This window comes from Microbacterium sp. MMO-35, from assembly GCF_037147555.1.
Taxonomy (GTDB): domain Bacteria; phylum Actinomycetota; class Actinomycetes; order Actinomycetales; family Microbacteriaceae; genus Microbacterium.
Genome location: NZ_JBBCVH010000004.1, coordinates 321,235 through 337,443 on the forward strand (window position 1 = coordinate 321,235; position 16,209 = coordinate 337,443).

General features: G+C 70.3%; 13 protein-coding genes. 10 read left to right on the forward strand and 3 right to left on the reverse strand.

The genetic code is table 11. The features are described from left to right. Window positions 1–111: 111 nt before the first annotated feature. Window positions 112–945 (reverse strand): endonuclease domain-containing protein, encoded by an 834-nt coding sequence (locus WFJ01_RS11155; protein ID WP_336629034.1) that lies wholly within the window; start codon window positions 943–945, stop codon window positions 112–114. A 205-nt stretch (window positions 946–1,150) separates the two neighbouring features. Next, a complete protein-coding gene (locus WFJ01_RS11160) occupies window positions 1,151–3,247 on the reverse strand; it encodes a S9 family peptidase (RefSeq protein ID WP_442928036.1) in 2,097 nt (698 codons plus the stop codon). A gap of 204 nt (window positions 3,248–3,451) precedes the next feature. Between WFJ01_RS11160 and WFJ01_RS11165 the strand changes: the two genes are divergently transcribed. The 9 genes from WFJ01_RS11165 to WFJ01_RS11205 all read left to right on the forward strand — a co-directional run bounded on the left by WFJ01_RS11165 (window position 3,452) and on the right by WFJ01_RS11205 (window position 13,778). Then, entirely contained in the window at window positions 3,452–4,690 is a 1,239-nt protein-coding gene (locus WFJ01_RS11165; protein ID WP_336629036.1) for an inorganic phosphate transporter, read from the forward strand. Then, window positions 4,687–5,019, forward strand: a complete 333-nt coding sequence (locus WFJ01_RS11170) for a peptidase (RefSeq protein ID WP_251444589.1) — start codon at window positions 4,687–4,689, stop codon at window positions 5,017–5,019. The genes WFJ01_RS11165 and WFJ01_RS11170 overlap by 4 nt, the downstream gene beginning before the upstream one ends. A gap of 61 nt (window positions 5,020–5,080) precedes the next feature. Further along, entirely contained in the window at window positions 5,081–5,983 is a 903-nt protein-coding gene (locus WFJ01_RS11175) for a metallophosphoesterase family protein (RefSeq protein ID WP_251444587.1), read from the forward strand. A 64-nt stretch (window positions 5,984–6,047) separates the two neighbouring features. Further along, complete coding sequence (locus WFJ01_RS11180; RefSeq protein ID WP_251444585.1) at window positions 6,048–7,508, forward strand: aspartate ammonia-lyase; 1,461 nt, start codon at window positions 6,048–6,050, stop codon at window positions 7,506–7,508. A 156-nt stretch (window positions 7,509–7,664) separates the two neighbouring features. After that, window positions 7,665–8,933 (forward strand): extracellular solute-binding protein, encoded by a 1,269-nt coding sequence (locus WFJ01_RS11185; protein ID WP_251444583.1) that lies wholly within the window; start codon window positions 7,665–7,667, stop codon window positions 8,931–8,933. Window position 8,934: 1 nt separating this feature from the next. Further along, complete coding sequence (locus WFJ01_RS11190) at window positions 8,935–9,894, forward strand: carbohydrate ABC transporter permease (RefSeq protein WP_336629037.1); 960 nt, start codon at window positions 8,935–8,937, stop codon at window positions 9,892–9,894. A 3-nt stretch (window positions 9,895–9,897) separates the two neighbouring features. Then, entirely contained in the window at window positions 9,898–10,761 is an 864-nt protein-coding gene (locus WFJ01_RS11195; RefSeq protein WP_336629038.1) for a carbohydrate ABC transporter permease, read from the forward strand. 23 nt (window positions 10,762–10,784) lie between these two features. Continuing rightward, window positions 10,785–12,623, forward strand: a complete 1,839-nt coding sequence (locus WFJ01_RS11200; RefSeq protein WP_336629039.1) for a glycoside hydrolase family 3 protein — start codon at window positions 10,785–10,787, stop codon at window positions 12,621–12,623. 39 nt (window positions 12,624–12,662) lie between these two features. Next, window positions 12,663–13,778, forward strand: coding sequence for a LacI family DNA-binding transcriptional regulator (locus WFJ01_RS11205; RefSeq protein WP_336629040.1), 1,116 nt, complete (start codon window positions 12,663–12,665; stop codon window positions 13,776–13,778). 21 nt (window positions 13,779–13,799) lie between these two features. On the opposite strand, the gene WFJ01_RS11210 is transcribed toward WFJ01_RS11205, so the two are convergent. Then, window positions 13,800–14,669 (reverse strand): fumarylacetoacetate hydrolase family protein, encoded by an 870-nt coding sequence (locus WFJ01_RS11210; RefSeq protein WP_292880900.1) that lies wholly within the window; start codon window positions 14,667–14,669, stop codon window positions 13,800–13,802. 59 nt (window positions 14,670–14,728) lie between these two features. Between WFJ01_RS11210 and WFJ01_RS11215 the strand changes: the two genes are divergently transcribed. Further along, complete coding sequence (locus WFJ01_RS11215; RefSeq protein ID WP_251444570.1) at window positions 14,729–16,096, forward strand: PrsW family intramembrane metalloprotease; 1,368 nt, start codon at window positions 14,729–14,731, stop codon at window positions 16,094–16,096. Window positions 16,097–16,209: the final 113 nt, after the last annotated feature.

Here is a 16,209-nt window from a genome sequence, read left to right on the forward strand (position 1 = left end):
GCCGACCGGCGCTTCTCCCGAGAACAGGTCGATCGCCCAAGATCAGGCGGATCCGCTCGGATCCGCCTGATCTCAGTCGATCCGCTATGGTTCGGGAGTCGCGGCGGGCCGTCAGCGTGCGAGGTGGAGGCCCTGTGCCATGGCCGCCCGCACGCTCTCCTGGACGAACGCCTTCTCGAACAGGACCTGCGCGTAGTCGAACCGCAGCACGGTGTATCCGCGCACGGCGAGACGCGCGTCGGCGCGGATGTCGCGCCGACGATCCGCGGCCGTGCGGTGGTGCTCGAAGCCGTCGAGCTGCACGATGAGGCGATCGCCGATGAGGATGTCCACGGGATGGCCGTCGATCCACACCTGCTGGCGCACCCGGACGCCGATCTGACGCATGAGCTCGATGAAGTGCGTCTCCAGCCCGGAGTCGGAGAGGGCGCCGACCGATCGGGCCAGCAGGTGTGCGCGTGTGGAATGCCACCCGACGCGCTGGAGCACCTCCGCGCTGATGAGGTTCTTGCGTACCGCGGATTCCCAGATGGCCAGGGCATCCGCCGTCGGCTGGCAGCGCGCCACCTGGAAGAGCACGTTGATCAGAGGGTCGGCGATCGCGCGCGGCGCGAAGGGCGCGGGACCTTTCGCCCAGTGCAGCCGCACGGCCGGATCCTGAGCGCCGGCGGTCTTCGGAGGCACGGCGATGTGGGACTCCGGCGCGTCGGGCACCCAGAGCTGCAGCGCCTTCGCCTGCGTGACGCAGGTCACCCGTCCGCTGAAGCGGACCGCGTGCGCAGACGCCTGATCGACGCCCGGGCCCAGGATCCACGATCGCCGGACACGGGTGACGAGCCCCTGGGCGGCCGCGGCGCCGATGAGGTGCTTGCTGAACCCGGCGCGGTACAGGTCCGAGGTGTGTGCGACGCCGTCGTGTGCGGCGAGCCAGGAGAGCAGGTCCATAGGGACAGCGTGACCCCTCGGACGCCCGGATTCGGGGTTGTCCACAGGCGAATCGAGGGATTCCGATTGTGGAGGACGAACGTGTCGCCTCCCGAGGACAGGTGGATCGACCGAGATCAGGCGGATCCGAATCGGATCCGCCTGATCTCGGTCGAAGCGCCTCGCGCGGGGCGGGGCAGCCGAGGTCGGTGCGCGCGTCGTGTGGTCAGGCGGAGGCGGCTCCCAGCCGGTCCAGGATCCAGGCGAGCTCGAACGCGCGCTCGCGCCAGGAGTTGTAGCGTCCGCTGACGCCGCCGTGTCCCGCGACCATCTCGCATTTCAGCAGCACGTCCTCGGCCCCCGCGTCACGCAGGCGGGCCACCCACTTCGCGGGCTCGACGTAGAGCACGCGCGTGTCGTTGAGCGAGGTGACGGCGAGGATCGAGGGGTAGGCGACGCCGTCCCGCACGTTCTCGTAGGGCGTGTACGACTTCATGTAGGCGTACACCTCGGCGTCATGCAGCGGGTCGCCCCACTCGTCCCATTCGATGACGGTGAGCGGGAGCGAGGGATCCAGGATCGTGGTGAGAGCGTCGACGAAGGGGACCGAGGCGAGCACGCCGCCGAACAGCTCGGGCGCCAGGTTCACGACAGCGCCCATGAGCAGTCCGCCGGCGCTGCCGCCCTCGGCCACCATCCGGGCGGGCTCGGTCACGCCCGAGGAGACGAGGTGGCGGGCCGCGGCGACGAAGTCGGTGAAGGAGTTGACCTTCTGCCCGAGCTTGCCGTCCTCGTACCACTGCCGGCCCATCTCGCCGCCGCCGCGCACGTGCGCCACCGCGAACACCACGCCGCGGTCGAGTGCGCTCAGGCGCATGACCGAGAAGCCGGGGTCGATCGAGTGCTCATAGGAGCCGTAGCCGTACAGGTGCACCGGGCGCGGTGCGGCGCCCGGCTCGCCGAACGAGCACTTCCACACCAGCGAGATCGGCACGAGCGTGCCGTCCTCCGCGACGGCCCAGTCGCGGCGCTGCCCGTACGCGGACGGATCGTAGCCGCCGAGCACCGGCTGGCGCTTGCGCAGATGCAGGGTCCGCGTCGCCAGCTCGAGGTCGTACACGGTCGACGGCGTCACGAAGGAGCCGTAGCCGAGGCGCAGGAACGGCGGAGCCCATTCCGGATTGCCGCCGAAGCCCGCCGAGAACAACGGCTCGTCGAAGCCGAGCTCCTCGAGGTCGCCGGTCGCCGGATCCATCAGCGCGATCCGCTCGAGTCCCTCGAACCGGTACGCGACGACGGTGACGTCCCGGAAGGCGTCCACGTCCAGCAGGCGGCGTCCGGGCGTGTGCGGGAGCACGACGCGGCGCGGTCCCTGCGGGTCGTCGGCGGAAACGGCGACCAGCTCGAAGTCGAGCGCGTCGTCGTTGTGCAGCACGAGCAGCTCGTCGCGCCCCGCCACGACCGCATGCTCGACCGAGTACTCCACGCCTTCGCGGCGAGGCCACACGACGCGAGGCGGGGCGGTGAGATCGTCCAGGTCGACGAGCAGCTCCTCGCTCGTGATCGAGGAGCCGACGCCGATCACCAGGTACTTGCGGCTGCGGGTGATCCCGGCGCCGAGCCAGAACCGCTCGTCGGGCTCGTGGAACAGCTGCACGTCCTCGGAGACCGGCGTGCCGATCCGGTGCAGCCAGAGGGTGTCCGGTCGCCACGAGTCGTCGACGGTCGTGTAGAGCACGGCGGTGCCGTCGGGGGTGAAGAACGCCCCCGACGTGCCGGGGATCTCGTCGGGAAGCGTCTCGCCGGTGCCGAGGTCGCGCACCCGCACGGTGTAGCGCTCGTCGCCCTCGAAGTCGGTGGACCAGAGCAGCCTCGTGGCGTCGTCCGACACGTCGAAGGCGCCCATCGCGAAGAACTCGTGCCCCTCCGCCTCGGCGTTGCCGTCGAGCAGGATCTGCTCGCCGGGCACGGGCGCGGCGGCGTCCAGCACCGGAGGCGTCCAGTCGTCCGGGGCGGACACCGCCGCGCGGCACTGCAGGCCGTACTGCTGCCCCTCGACGGTGCGGCCGTAGTACCACCAGTCGCCGCGGCGGGTCGGCACGGAGAGGTCGGTCTCCTGCACGCGGCTCTTGATCTCCTGGAACAGCGTCTCGCGCAGCGGCTCGAGGTGAGCCAGGCGGGCGTCGGTGTACGCGTTCTCCGCCTCGAGGTGGGCGATCACCTCGGGATCCTCCTTCGCCCGCAGCCAGTCGTAGGGGTCGTCGAAGACGTCGCCGTGGTGGGTGCGCGGATGGGACCGGCGCGCGGCGCGCGGCGGGGCGATCGGGGAGGGGGAGGAAGGTGCGGAGACGGAGGTCACGTCACCACGCTAGCCGAGGCGGGGCGGCCGATCTCCGGATGCGGGGGAGCGGCCTTCGAGTTGACCGGCATGGGTCGGGGTGGGAGGATTCACTCGGCCCGTTAACGGATGCTGAATCCCCGGTGAACTCTTCGTTCGTCACGTCCCTCCACTTCACGAAAGCGAACGGTGGAAACCGCAGCCCTCATCGTCGTGCTGGTGATCCTGCTGGCACTCTTCTTCGACTTCACCAACGGGTTTCACGACACGGCGAACGCCATGGCGACCCCCATCGCGACGGGAGCCCTCAAGCCCCGCACGGCGGTCATGCTCGCGGCCGGTCTGAACCTGGTCGGCGCGTTCCTGTCCACGGAGGTCTCCAAGACCATCTCCGGCGGGATCGTCCGGGAGGACCAGATCCACGTGGATCTCTTCCCGGCGCTGATCTTCGCCGGACTCATCGGCGCGATCACCTGGAACATGCTCACCTGGTTGCTCGGTCTCCCCTCCAGCTCCTCGCACGCGCTGTTCGGCGGCCTGATCGGTGCAACGCTCGTCGGCATCGGCATGAACGGGATCGATTTCGGCGCGGTGCTGTCGAAGGTCGTGCTGCCGGCCCTCATCGCCCCGGTCACCGCAGGGCTGATCGCGTTCCTCGCCACCAAGCTCGCGTACCTCGTCACCCGCCGCTACGACGGCAGGCCGGACGGGCGCAGCGGCTTCCGCTGGGGCCAGATCTTCACGTCGTCGCTGGTCGCGCTCGCGCACGGCACGAACGACGCGCAGAAGACGATGGGCGTCATCACCCTCGCCCTCATCACGGTCGGATGGCAGTCGGGGGCGCACCATGAGCCGCAGCTGTGGGTCATCATCGCCTGCGCCTGCACGATCGCGCTCGGCACCTACCTCGGCGGATGGCGCATCATCCGCACGCTCGGCAAGGGCCTCACCGACGTCAAGCCCGCGCAGGGCTTCGCGGCGGAGACGTCCACGGCCGCCACGATCCTCGCCTCCAGCGCGCTCGGCTTCGCTCTGTCCACCACGCAGGTCGCCTCCGGATCCGTGATCGGATCCGGACTCGGCAGGCGGGGTTCCGCCGTGCGCTGGCGCACGGCGGGCCGCATCGCCATCGGCTGGGTGCTCACGCTCCCGGCGGCCGGAGCCGTCGGCGCGGTCGCGGCGCTCATCGTGGTGATCGGCGGCGGCTGGGGCGTGCTCATCGATGCGATCCTCGCGCTCGCCGTGATCATCGGACTGTTCCTGCGCTCGCGTCGCAACGCGGTCACCGCCAACAACGCGTTCAGCGAGGTCGCCGACTCCGGTCTCGCCGTCGAGGTGCCCGAGGAGCCGCCGCTCACCCCGCGTCAGGCGAGGGCGCAGCGAGCGCGCGAGCGGGCCAAGGCGCGTGAGAAGGGGGCGGGACGATGACCGTCGCGATTCACTGGGAGGCGTTCTTCCAGGTCCTCGGCGCCGCACTGGTCGGCACGCTGCTCGTCGTGGGGTTCTACGCCCTGGGTCTGCGGATGCTGGTCCGCGCCGGTCGCGTGCCCGTGGTCACCCCCGCGGAGTTCACCGACGCGATCACGGTGATCAGCGAGAAGGAGGCCAAGCGCGCCGCCAAGGCCGCGGCGAAGGCCGCGCGCAAGAGCCCGCTCAGCGAAGGGCAGAAGACGCTCGCCCAGATCGCGGCGTACGCGTGCTTCGCCGTCTGCGCGGCGGCCGTGCTCGGCGGCATCCTGCTCATCGTCGTGAAGTAGCGCCGCGGTCGTGAAGGAGCGCCGCGGTCGTGAAGGAGCGCCGCGCCGCTAGCCTGAGGGCATGACAGTGCAGTTCGGCCGCTATGCGCCGCCCACGCACACCCTCGTGCACCTGAGCGACCCGCACCTCCTCGCCGGGGGCGCGGCGCTCGGCGGACGATTCGACGTCGATCGCACCCTGGATCGCACGCTCGCCGCGATCGAGAGCGCCGTCGAGCGTCCCGATGCGATCGTCGTGACCGGGGACCTCGCCGATCTCGGCGAGCCCGACGCGTACCGGCGGCTCCGGGCTGCGGTGGAACCGGTCTCGGAGCGCCTGGACGCTCCCGTGATCTGGGTCGCGGGCAACCATGACGAGCGCCCCGTGCTGCGCGAGCACCTGCTCGACGGCCCGCCCAGCGAGGACCCGGTGACGGGCGTGTGGGATCTGCACGGGCTGCGCGTGATCGCCCTCGACTCCACCGTCCCGGGGTGGCACCACGGCGACATCGACGCGGGGCAGCGCGACTGGCTCGCCGACCTCCTGCGCACACCGGCCCCGCACGGCACGCTGCTCGCGATGCACCACCCGCCCGTGCCGAGCCACATCCCGTTCTTCGACATCCTCGAACTCCGCCACCAGGACGAACTGGCCGACATCCTGCGCGGATCCGATGTCCGCGGGATCCTCGCCGGGCATCTGCACTACTCCCTGCACGCGACGTTCGCGGACATCCCGGTCAGCGTCGCCGGCGCCACCTGCTACACGATGGATGTCGCGAGTCCTGCGGACCGGGTGAACGGCATGGATGCGGCGCAGTCGTTCCAGCTCGTGCACGTGCGCCCGGAGACGATCACGCACACCGTGGTGCCGGTGGTGGAGGCGACACCCGTCGACACTTTCGGCCCCGAATGGGTGGAGCGGATGGCGCAGCTGACTCCTGAGCAGCGCCTGGAGGCGTTCTCGCGCAAGCCGGGACGGTGAGCCGCCATGGGTAGGATGGAGGCATCCCCCTTCCCTGTTCGCCATCACCCACGAGGATGTGTCCATGGCCGCCGTTGCGCCTGCCACCCGAACCGAAACCGACTCCCTGGGAAGCAAGGAGATCCCTGCCGACGCGTACTGGGGGATCCATACGCTCCGCGCTGCTGAGAACTTCCCGATCACGAAGCGCCCGATCTCCGTCTACCCGGAGCTGATCGAGGCGCTCGCCATGGTCAAGCAGGCCAGCGCGCGTGCGAACAAGGAGATCGGCGCCCTCGACCCGGCCAAGGCCGACCTCATCGACGCCGCCGCGCAGAAGGTGATCGACGGCGAGTTCCACGACCAGTTCATCGTGGGCGTCATCCAGGGCGGGGCCGGCACCTCGACCAACATGAACGCGAACGAGGTCATCACCAACATCGCCCTCGAGCTCGCCGGCCGAGAGAAGGGCGACTACGCGTTCCTCTCGCCGATCGACCACACCAACCGCAGCCAGTCCACCAACGACGTCTACCCCACGGCCGTCAAGATCGGCCTGTCGCTCAACCTGCGCTCCCTGCTGGACGAGCTCGACCTGCTGCGCCTTTCCTTCCTGAACAAGGCGCGCGAGTTCCACGACGTGCTCAAGGTCGGCCGCACCCAGCTGCAGGACGCCGTGCCGATGACGCTCGGTCAGGAGTTCCACGGCTTCGCCTCGACCCTGGGCTACGACCACACGCGTCTCACCGAGAACGCCTGGCTCATGTACGAGATCAACATGGGCGCGACGGCGATCGGCACGGGCATCACGACCCACCCGAGCTACGCCCCGGCCGTGCTGAAGCACCTGCGCGAGATCTCGGGTCTCGACCTCGCCACGGCGAGCGACCTCGTCGAGGCGACGAGCGACACCGGATCCTTCATGTCGTTCTCCTCCTCGCTCAAGCGCAACGCGATGAAGCTCTCCAAGATCTGCAACGACCTGCGTCTGCTCTCCTCGGGTCCCCAGGCCGGTCTCGGCGAGATCAACCTGCCCGCCATGCAGGCCGGATCCAGCATCATGCCGGGCAAGGTGAACCCGGTGATCCCCGAGGTCGTGAACCAGGTGGCCTTCGCCGTCGCGGGCGCGGACGTGACGGTCACGATGGCGTCCGAGGCCGGCCAGCTGCAGCTCAACGCCTTCGAGCCCGTCATCGCGCACTCGATCTTCCAGTCGATCACCTGGATGCGCCAGGCGATGTGGACCCTGCGCGTGAACTGCGTCGACGGCATCACCGCCAACCGGGACCGCCTGGGTGCGATGGTGGGCTCCTCGGTCGGCGTGATCACCGCGCTCACGCCGTTCATCGGCTACGCCGCGTCGGCCGCGCTCGCCAAGACCGCGCTGCTGACGAACCGCAACGTCGCCGACCTCGTGGTCGAGGCGGGCCTGATGTCGCGCGAAGAGGTCACCAAGCAGCTGTCGCCCGCGCGTCTGTCGGGCCTCGAGACGATCACGGCGGCGATCCCGGTGATCCCCGTGAAGGACCTCGACGCCGCGGTCTGATCCGCCCGGAAGCCTGAACGGCCCGCCACTTCTGCGAGTGGCGGGCCGTTCGTCGTCTCCGATCCTTGCCTTCCTGAGATCTATGCGCTTAGATCGAGGAAGAGCAAGAATCTATGCGCTTAGATTCAGATCGATGGACGCTTCAAGGAGGAAGACGTGAAAAGCAGGACAGCTCTGGCAGGGATCGCGGCTCTCGCAGCGATCGGCCTCGCACTCACGGGGTGCGGGCGTGCGGAGGGCGGCTCGTCCGGGCCGAGCGCGACAGCGGTGAAGCTCGACGATGCGCCGGCCACCGGGACGATCACGATGTGGGCGATGGGCGCGGAGGGGGAGGCCCTCCCCGACTTCGTCAAGACCTTCGAGAAGGCGAACCCCGGAGTCACGGTCAAGGTGACCGCGATCCCGTGGGACGCCGCGCACAACAAGATCCAGACCGCGATCGCCGGCGGCAACACCCCCGACATCGCGATGATGGGCACGACCTGGATGGCCGACTTCGGCGACGCCTTCGGAACCGTTCCGGACGGGATCGACACGTCCGGGTTCTTCGACGGCGCGGTGAGCTCGACCAAGATCGGCGACCGTGCCGCCGGGATCCCCTGGTACGTCGACACCCGCGTGCTGTACTACCGCACCGACCTCGCCGCGAAGGCCGGCTGGACCAAGGCTCCGACCTCCTGGGACGAGCTGCAGCAGATGGCGGGGGACATGCAGGCCAAGGCCGGGACGAAGTGGGGCATCCGCATGCCCGCGGGCAACGACTCGTTCCAGGGTGCGCTGTGGATGCCGTGGTCGGCGGGCGCCGAGGTCTCCGACGGCAAGAAGTGGACGCTCGACACTCCGGAGATGACCAAGGGCATCGAGTACTACAAGAGCTTCTTCGACAAGAAGCTCGCGGATCCGAACGCCGACACCTCGGCCGGCGCCGTCGAGTCGGAGTTCGTCGCCGGCACGACGCCGATGGTCGTCGAGGGCCCGTTCCTGCGGGGTCAGCTCGCCTCGGTCGGCGGAGCGGACTTCGCGGACAAGTACGCCACGGCCGTGCTCCCCGCGGACAAGGCGTCGGTGTCGTTCAGCGGCGGCGCGAACCTCGTGGTGTTCGACGGCAGCAAGAACGCGTCCTCGGCATGGAAGCTCGCGCGCTGGCTCGCCGAGCCGAAGATCCAGGCGGAGTTCTACGCGGCGACGGGAGATCTGCCCGCGGCGAAGGCCGCCTGGGAGGAGAAGGCCGTGTCCTCCGACGCGAGCCTCGCGACCTTCGGGACCCAGCTGGAGACGGCGAAGGCTCCGCCCGTGTCGACCTCCTGGGTGCAGGTGGCGGCCAAGGGCGATCAGGCGCTCGAGTCGATCCGCCGCGGCGGCGTCTCGGTCGCCGACGCCCTCGAGAAGCTGCAGTCGGACGCCGACACGATCGGACTGAAGTGAGATGACGGCCACCGTCCTCTCCGCCGCCGGAGCCCGCGCGGGCTCCGGCGGCGGGAACGGGCGGCGCGGCGGCGGCATGTTCGCCGCGGCCCGTCGCCGCCGAGCCCTCATCGCGTGGGGCTTCGCCCTGCCGTTCGTGCTCGTCTTCGCGGTCTTCATGATCGTGCCGATCGTCGGCTCGCTCGCGATGTCGTTCACCGACTTCACGGCCCGGGACATCGGCTCGCCCTTCGCCGTCGACGCCGTCGGCCTGGAGCAGTACGTCACGCTCTTCCGGGATCCGCGGTTCCTCACCTCGCTGGGGGTGACGGGGGTGTTCGTGGTCGTGGGCATCCCGGTGACGATGATCGTCGCCCTGGCCCTCGCCCTGGCGCTGAACAGCGGCAAGGGGAGGCTGGTCGCCTTCTTCCGGGTCGGCTTCTACGCGCCGGTGGTCACGAGCATCGTGGCCGTCGCCGTCGTCTGGCGGTACATCCTGCAGCCGGACGGACTGCTGAACACCGCACTCGCCGCGATCGGCATCCACGGGCCCAACTGGCTGAACGATTCCGCCTTCGCGCTCCCGTCGCTCATCCTCATGGCGGTGTGGCGCAACGTGGGCACCCTCATGGTGATCTTCCTCGCGGGACTCCAGGCGGTGCCCGAGGACGTCACGGAGGCGGCGATCATGGACGGGGCTTCGCCCTGGCGACGACTGATCTCGGTCACCCTGCCGCTGCTGCGGCCCACGCTCCTGCTCGGGGCCGTGCTCATCTCCGTCGGCTACCTGCAGTTCTTCGAGGAGTCCTTCGTGATGACCAAGGGCGGGCCCCTGGACTCGACGCTCTCCGTGGCGTTCTACACCTACCAGCAGTTCGGGTTCGGCGAGTACGGCCTCGCGTCCGCGGCCAGCTACGTGCTGTTCCTCGTGATCGCGCTCGTGAGCCTGCTGCAGTTCCGCCTGCTGCGATCGAAGGACTGACCCATGGCTCTCGCGCAGACCGCACCCCCGACCCGCAGACGCCGGGCGCGCCGCCTGAGCGGCAGGGCGACGTCGTACGGCGTGCTCACCGTCGGCCTGGCGATCTGGCTCATCCCGTTCCTGTGGATGGTGCTCGGATCCGTCAAGACGCAGGGGGAGATCCTGCGCCGGCCGCCCACATGGTGGCCGCAGGCGCCGACCGGCGCGAACTACGCGCAGTGGTTCGGCCCCCTCGACTTCTGGCACTTCTTCGGGAACAGCCTGATCGTCGCGCTCGTGACCGTGCTCGGCAACCTCGTCTTCTGCTCGATGGTCGGCTACGCGCTGGCCAAGATGGAGTTCCCGGGCAAGCGCATCCTGTTCGCCGCGGTGATGATCACGCTCATGGTGCCCGGCGTCGTGACCTTCGTGCCGCTCTTCGTGATGGTCTCCAAGCTCGGGCTCGTGAACAGCTATCCCGCACTGATCCTGCCGTTCATCACGGCGCCCCTGGGAGTGTTCCTCATGCGCCAGTTCATGGCGGGGATCCCGGACGCGCTGCTCGAGGCGGCGCGCCTGGACGGCGCGGGGGAGTGGAGGATCTTCCGCGGTGTCGTGATGCCGCTGTGCGGGCCGCCCCTGGCGACGCTCGGGATCCTCACGTTCCTGGGCTCCTGGAACAACTTCCTGTGGCCGCTCGTGGCGGCCCAGACCGAGGACATGTACACGCTGCCCGTCGCGCTGTCGTTGTACTCCACCGGCCAGAACGCCACCGACTACGGGCTGCTGCTCGCGGGCTCGGTGCTCGTGATCGCCCCGATCCTGCTGCTCTTCGTCTTCCTGCAGCGGTGGTTCATCCGGGGCGTCGCGACGACGGGCCTGAAATGACGCGACGAGGGAGAGGGACGTCCATGAGGGATGAGTTTCGGACGACGGAGGAGGGCGTGCGCTTCCGCGACCTCAACGGCAACGCAGTGATGGATCCGTACGAGGATCCGCGGCTGAGCGCCGAGGAGCGGGTCGAGGACCTGCTCGGCCGCCTGTCGATCGAGGAGAAGGTGGGGCTCCTGTTCCACACCGTCATCGAGATCGGCGACGACGGCGAGCTGCGCGAGGAGCCCGGCGCGATCTCGAAGTCTCCGACGACGGAGGTCGTGCTCCGCAAGCACCTCACGCATTTCAACGTGCACGGGATGCGGAGCGCGCGCGAAGGGGCCCGCTGGAACAACCGGCTCCAGGCCCTGGCCGCCGGCTCCCCGCACGGCATCCCGGTGACCATCAGCACGGATCCCCGGCACGCGTTCGTGGAGAACTCGGGCGTCGGGTTCGCCGCCGGTCCGTTCTCGCAGTGGCCGGAGCCGCTGGGACTCGCCGCCCTGGACGATGTCGAGCTGGTGCGGCGCTTCGCGGAGATCGCCGGCCGGGAGTACCGCGCGGTGGGCATCCGGATGGCGCTGCACCCGCAGGTGGATCTGCCGACCGAGGCGCGCTGGGGACGCCAGGCGCAGACGTTCGGCTACGACGCCGAGCGCGTGGCCGAGATGACCGGCGCGTACCTCGAGGGGTTCCAGGGCGCCGTGCTCGGTCCGGAGAGCGTCGCCTGCGTCACGAAGCACTTCCCGGGCGGCGGGCCGCAGCTCGACGGCGAGGATGCGCACTTCCCCTACGGGCGGGAGCAGGTGTATCCCGGTGGGCGCTTCGAGGAGCACCTGCGGCCGTTCGTCGAGGCGATCCGTCGGGGCACGGCGGGCATCATGCCGTACTACGGGATGCCGGTGGGGCTGGAGCGCAACGGCGAGCCGATCGAAGAGGTGGGCTTCAGCTACAGTCGGCAGATCGTCACCGACCTGCTGCGGGAGGAGCTGGGCTACGACGGCGTCGTGCTCAGCGACTGGGAGCTGATCAACGACAACCACGTCGGCGATCAGGTGCTGCCCGCACGGGCGTGGGGTGTGGAGGGGCTGAGCCCGCGGGAGCGGCTGCTGCGGCTGCTGGACGCGGGAGTCGATCAGTTCGGCGGCGAGGAGTGCGTCGAACTGCTCCTGGCGCTCGTGGCCGAGGGAGCGGTCAGCACGGAGCGGATCGACCTATCCGCGCGGCGCATCCTGCTCGTGAAGTTCCGTCTCGGGCTCTTCGACGACCCCTATGTGGACGAGGATGAGGCGGAGCGCATCGTGGGTGCTGCAGAGTTCCGCGCCGAGGGGGAGCGCGCCCAGGCCGAATCCCTCACGGTGCTGCAGAACCGGGACGGCGCCCTCCCGCTGTTCCGGACCGGGCGACAGAGGGTCTACGCCGAGGGCCTCTCGACCCCGGCGCTCGCCGAATACGCCGACCGGGTTGCGGCCCCGGAGGACGCCGACCTCGCGGTGGTGCGGATCGGGGCGCCGTTCGAGCCGCGCGACGACCTCTTCCTGGAGGCCTGGTTCCATCAGGGCTCGCTCGAGTTCCCGCCGGGGCTGATCGTGCGGCTGCGCCGGATCGCGGAGCACTGCCCGCTCGTGGTCGTCGTGAACCTCGACCGGCCCGCGATCCTGACACCGCTGATCCCGTTCGCCGCCGCGATCGCGGTGGAGTTCGGCAGCTCGGACGCCGCCGTGCTCGCAGCGCTCTCCGCGCGTACTCCGCCGCGCGGTGCTCTCCCCGTCGACATCCCGCGGTCGATGGACGCGGTGCGGGCCGCGTTCGCGGACGTCCCCGGGGGCACGGAGGATCCGGTCTTCCGCCGCGGCGCCGGCCTGACGATCTGCTGACCGCGCGCTCAGTAGAATCGCTCCGAAAGCGAGGTGCTCATGGCGTCGAGCCGGCCCACCGTCTATGACGTGGCGCAGCGTGCCGGGGTGTCGATCGCCACGGTCTCGTTCGCGTTCCGACGCCCCGACAAGGTGCGCGAGGACACCCGCCGGGTCGTGCTCGAAGCGGCGCGCGAGATCGGCTACGTGCCGAGCGGATCGGCGCGCAGCCTGGCGCGGGGGCGCACCGGCGTGCTCGGGCTGCACCTCTTCGACATGCTGCTCGACGAGGAGCCCGGGGCGACGCCCTCCACGCGCGGAGCCGCGCGGATCGACGGGGACGAGATCGACCTGGATGCCGACCCGGTGGCCTGGGACGCCTCCGCGGACGAGCGCGAGAGCGACCCGCGCACCTTCCCGCTGTACGTCGACGAGGTGCAGCGGGGCTTCGTGCTCGAGTGCAAGCGCCACGGCACGGCGGTGCTGCTCTCCAGCGGCGGGGTCGGGGTGTCCGACCTGGCGGACACCGCCGGGCGGGTGGACGGCCTCGCCATCCTGCCCGGCCGATCGACGGCGGCGGCCATCGAGGCCGTGGCGGCACGCGTCCCGGTCGTGCAGCTGAGCAAGCGCGCGGGCATCGGCCACCGGGTCACGGTCGACAACGCCGGAGGAATGCGGATGCTCGTCGCGCACCTGCACGAGCAGCACGGCGCCCGGACCTTCGGCTGGGTCGGGGCGATCGGCGAGGACGACCTGGACGAGCGCCGCGAGGGGTTCCTCGCGGCGGTGCAGGGCATCGGCGGCGCCGAAGCGGAGACTCTCGACGACACCGATCTGGAGAGGATCCCCGCCTATCCGGTGCTGCGCGAGCGCGCCGGCGCGGGAACACTGCCGGATGCGCTGGTCTGCGGCAGCGACCAGACGGCGCTCCGCGTGATGGACGTGCTCCGCGGCGAGGGGATCGGCGTGCCGCGGGACGTGCTCGTGACGGGCTTCGACGGCATCCTGGCGAGCCGGCTGTCGTCGCCGGCCCTCACGACGGTGCGTCAGCCGATGGAGCTGATGGGTCGGATCGCGGCCCGGCTGCTGCTGACGGATCCCGGCGACGGAAGCGCTCCCGCGCGCACCGTGCGGCTCGCGACGGAGCTGCGCATCGGGGGCAGCTGCGGCTGCTGAGCCGCCCCCGGCGCGGCGGGGTCAGTCCAGGATCCGGCAGTGCGTGGTGAGCTCGCCGATCCCGTCGATGCCGACCGTCACGGTCGAGCGGTCGCGCAGGAAGATCTGCGGATCGCGGGAGTATCCGGCCCCGCCCGGGCTGCCCGTGGAGATCAGGGTGCCGGGCCGCAGGGTCAGCGAGCGCGACAGGTGCGCGATGAGCGCCGACACCGGTCGCACCATCTGGGCGGTCGACGCATCCTGAACGGTGTGCCCGTCGACCACGGTCCAGATGTGCAGATCCTGCGGATCCGGGATCTCGTCGGCGGTCACCACGACGGGTCCGGTGGGGGAGAAGCCGTCGAAAGACTTGCACCGCGACCACTGCGCCTCGGCGAACTGGATGTCGCGCGCGGTGATGTCGTTGACGACCGTGTATCCCCAGACATGGTCGAGGGCGTCCTCGGCGGAGACGTCCTTGGCTGCGGTGCCGATCACGACGCCGAGCTCGGCCTCGTAGTCGACCGACTCGGACAGTGCGCGCGGCCAGGAGGTGGTCTGTCCGTGGCCGGTGAGGGAGTTCGGCCACAGCGTGAACACGGTCGGCGCGGTGTCCGTCTTGAGGCCGAGCTCGCTGGAGTGCGCCGCGTAGTTCAGCCCGACGGCGAGCACCACCGGGGGTGCGAGCACCGCGGTGCTGAAGGCGAAGCCGTCGAGGGGGTGCACCGGGGCGCCGCCCCGGGCGTGGGCCTCACGCACCCGGGCGAGGAGGTCGTCGCCGCCTTCGATGAGTTGCTGGAGTGTGGCAGGGGCCGGATCCACGAGGTCGGAGACGAGGGTCGCACCGTCGCCGTCGAGGACGGCGAGGGCGGGGACGTCGGACTCGGGACGGCGCAGATGAGCGAACCGCATGGTTCCACGCTACCGGGCGCGGCCACGACCCCGCCGGGGCGAGCCTCTAGGCTTTGGGCATGAGCTTTGGAGGACACGGCGACCCCGCCGCGCAGCGCCCGGCCCCGCACCCCGCAGCCGCGGCGCCGCATGTCGATCCGCAGCAGGCCACGCCGGCCGCCGCGCCGTATCCGCAGCAGTCGGCGTACGCGCCGCAGCCGCAGTACGTGCAGCCGCAGCTCTATCCGCAGACCGCGTCCACGCCGGTCTCCCCGGTGTACGGGTCCGTGCTCGCGCAGCGGCCGGAGCATCACGGCGTCGTCGCCTACAGCGCGTACGCCCCGCCCGCACCCGTGCAGGCCGTTCCGGCGCTGCCGGTGCCCTCGGCGAAGGGGCGCCATGCCTCGGTCTGGGCGTTCGGCGCGCTGGGCTTCGTGCTGCTGGGACTCATCGCCTACTTCGTGTGGGCGCTCGGGCCGGCGGCCTCGATGATCGGCATGGTGCTCGCGCTCGTCCCGCTGACGATCGTGTTCTTCGGAGTGTTCTTCATCGATCGCTGGGAACCGGAGCCCCGGTCTCTCGTGGCGTTCGCGATCGCGTGGGGGGCGATCGCCTCCGTGGGCCTCGCGCTCCTCGTCGATCTGCTGCTGACGCTCCTGCTCGGCCAGCGCGGCGACGACCTGACCGCCGTGATGCAGGCGCCGATCGTCGAGGAGACCGCCAAGGGGCTCGGCGTCTTCCTCGTCTTCCTGATGGCGCGGCGGTCGTTCGACGGCCCCATCGACGGCATCGTCTACGGGGCGCTCGTCGGAGCAGGGTTCGCGTTCACCGAGAACATCCAGTACTTCGCGATCAGCCTGATCGAGGGCGGTGCGCCCGACCTCACCGTCACGTTCGTGCTGCGCGGGCTCATGTCGCCGTTCGCCCACGCCATGTTCACCTCGGTGACGGGTTTCGCGATCGGGCTGGCGGCGCGGCGCGGCGCGTCCGCCGGGCGCGCCCTCGGCTTCGGCGCGATGGGGCTGCTCGGGGCCATCGCGCTGCACGCGCTGTGGAACGGATCGTCGATGATCGGCAACTTCTTCGTGCTCTACATCGTGCTGCAGGTTCCGCTGTTCGTCGGATTCATCGTCGCGATCATCCTGTTGCGCAAGGAGGAGGCCCGGCTCACCTACGCCCGCCTCGGGGACTACGCGACGGCCGGCTGGTTCACCCCGCAGGAGGTGTCGATGCTCGCGACCCCCGCGGGACGGCGTGCCGGCATGCAGTGGGCATCCGGTCTGCGCGGCGATCGGCGCCCGATCATGCGCGGGTTCATCAAGGACGCGACGACGCTCGCCTCGGTGCGCCAGCGCATCATCACCGGCCGGGATCCGCTGGCCGCCCAGGACGAGCAGACCTTGCTGCTGCGCACGCACGCCGCGCGGGACGCCCTGCTCGCGGTCTGAGCAAGACTCAGCGCCCGGTGCTGCGGCGATGCCTGCAAGTCCTCCGGGCGCTGAGTTGATCTGCACTCAGAGTGCACCCGCCGTGCCGCGATGTCAAGGATCCGTTGCGGACT

What these genes read in the sequence shown, in the direction of transcription:
- WFJ01_RS11215 (WP_251444570.1), top strand. Translation starts at nt 14,729, where the DNA reads ATGAGCTTTGGAGGACACGGCGACCCCGCCGCGCAGCGCCCGGCCCCG.
- WFJ01_RS11190 (WP_336629037.1), top strand. Translation starts at nt 8,935, where the DNA reads ATGACGGCCACCGTCCTCTCCGCCGCCGGAGCCCGCGCGGGCTCCGGC.
- WFJ01_RS11180 (WP_251444585.1), top strand. Translation starts at nt 6,048, where the DNA reads ATGGCCGCCGTTGCGCCTGCCACCCGAACCGAAACCGACTCCCTGGGA.
- WFJ01_RS11155 (WP_336629034.1), bottom strand. Translation starts at nt 945, where the DNA reads ATGGACCTGCTCTCCTGGCTCGCCGCACACGACGGCGTCGCACACACC.
- WFJ01_RS11170 (WP_251444589.1), top strand. Translation starts at nt 4,687, where the DNA reads ATGACCGTCGCGATTCACTGGGAGGCGTTCTTCCAGGTCCTCGGCGCC.
- WFJ01_RS11200 (WP_336629039.1), top strand. Translation starts at nt 10,785, where the DNA reads ATGAGGGATGAGTTTCGGACGACGGAGGAGGGCGTGCGCTTCCGCGAC.
- WFJ01_RS11175 (WP_251444587.1), top strand. Translation starts at nt 5,081, where the DNA reads ATGACAGTGCAGTTCGGCCGCTATGCGCCGCCCACGCACACCCTCGTG.
- WFJ01_RS11210 (WP_292880900.1), bottom strand. Translation starts at nt 14,669, where the DNA reads ATGCGGTTCGCTCATCTGCGCCGTCCCGAGTCCGACGTCCCCGCCCTC.
- WFJ01_RS11195 (WP_336629038.1), top strand. Translation starts at nt 9,898, where the DNA reads ATGGCTCTCGCGCAGACCGCACCCCCGACCCGCAGACGCCGGGCGCGC.
- WFJ01_RS11205 (WP_336629040.1), top strand. Translation starts at nt 12,663, where the DNA reads ATGGCGTCGAGCCGGCCCACCGTCTATGACGTGGCGCAGCGTGCCGGG.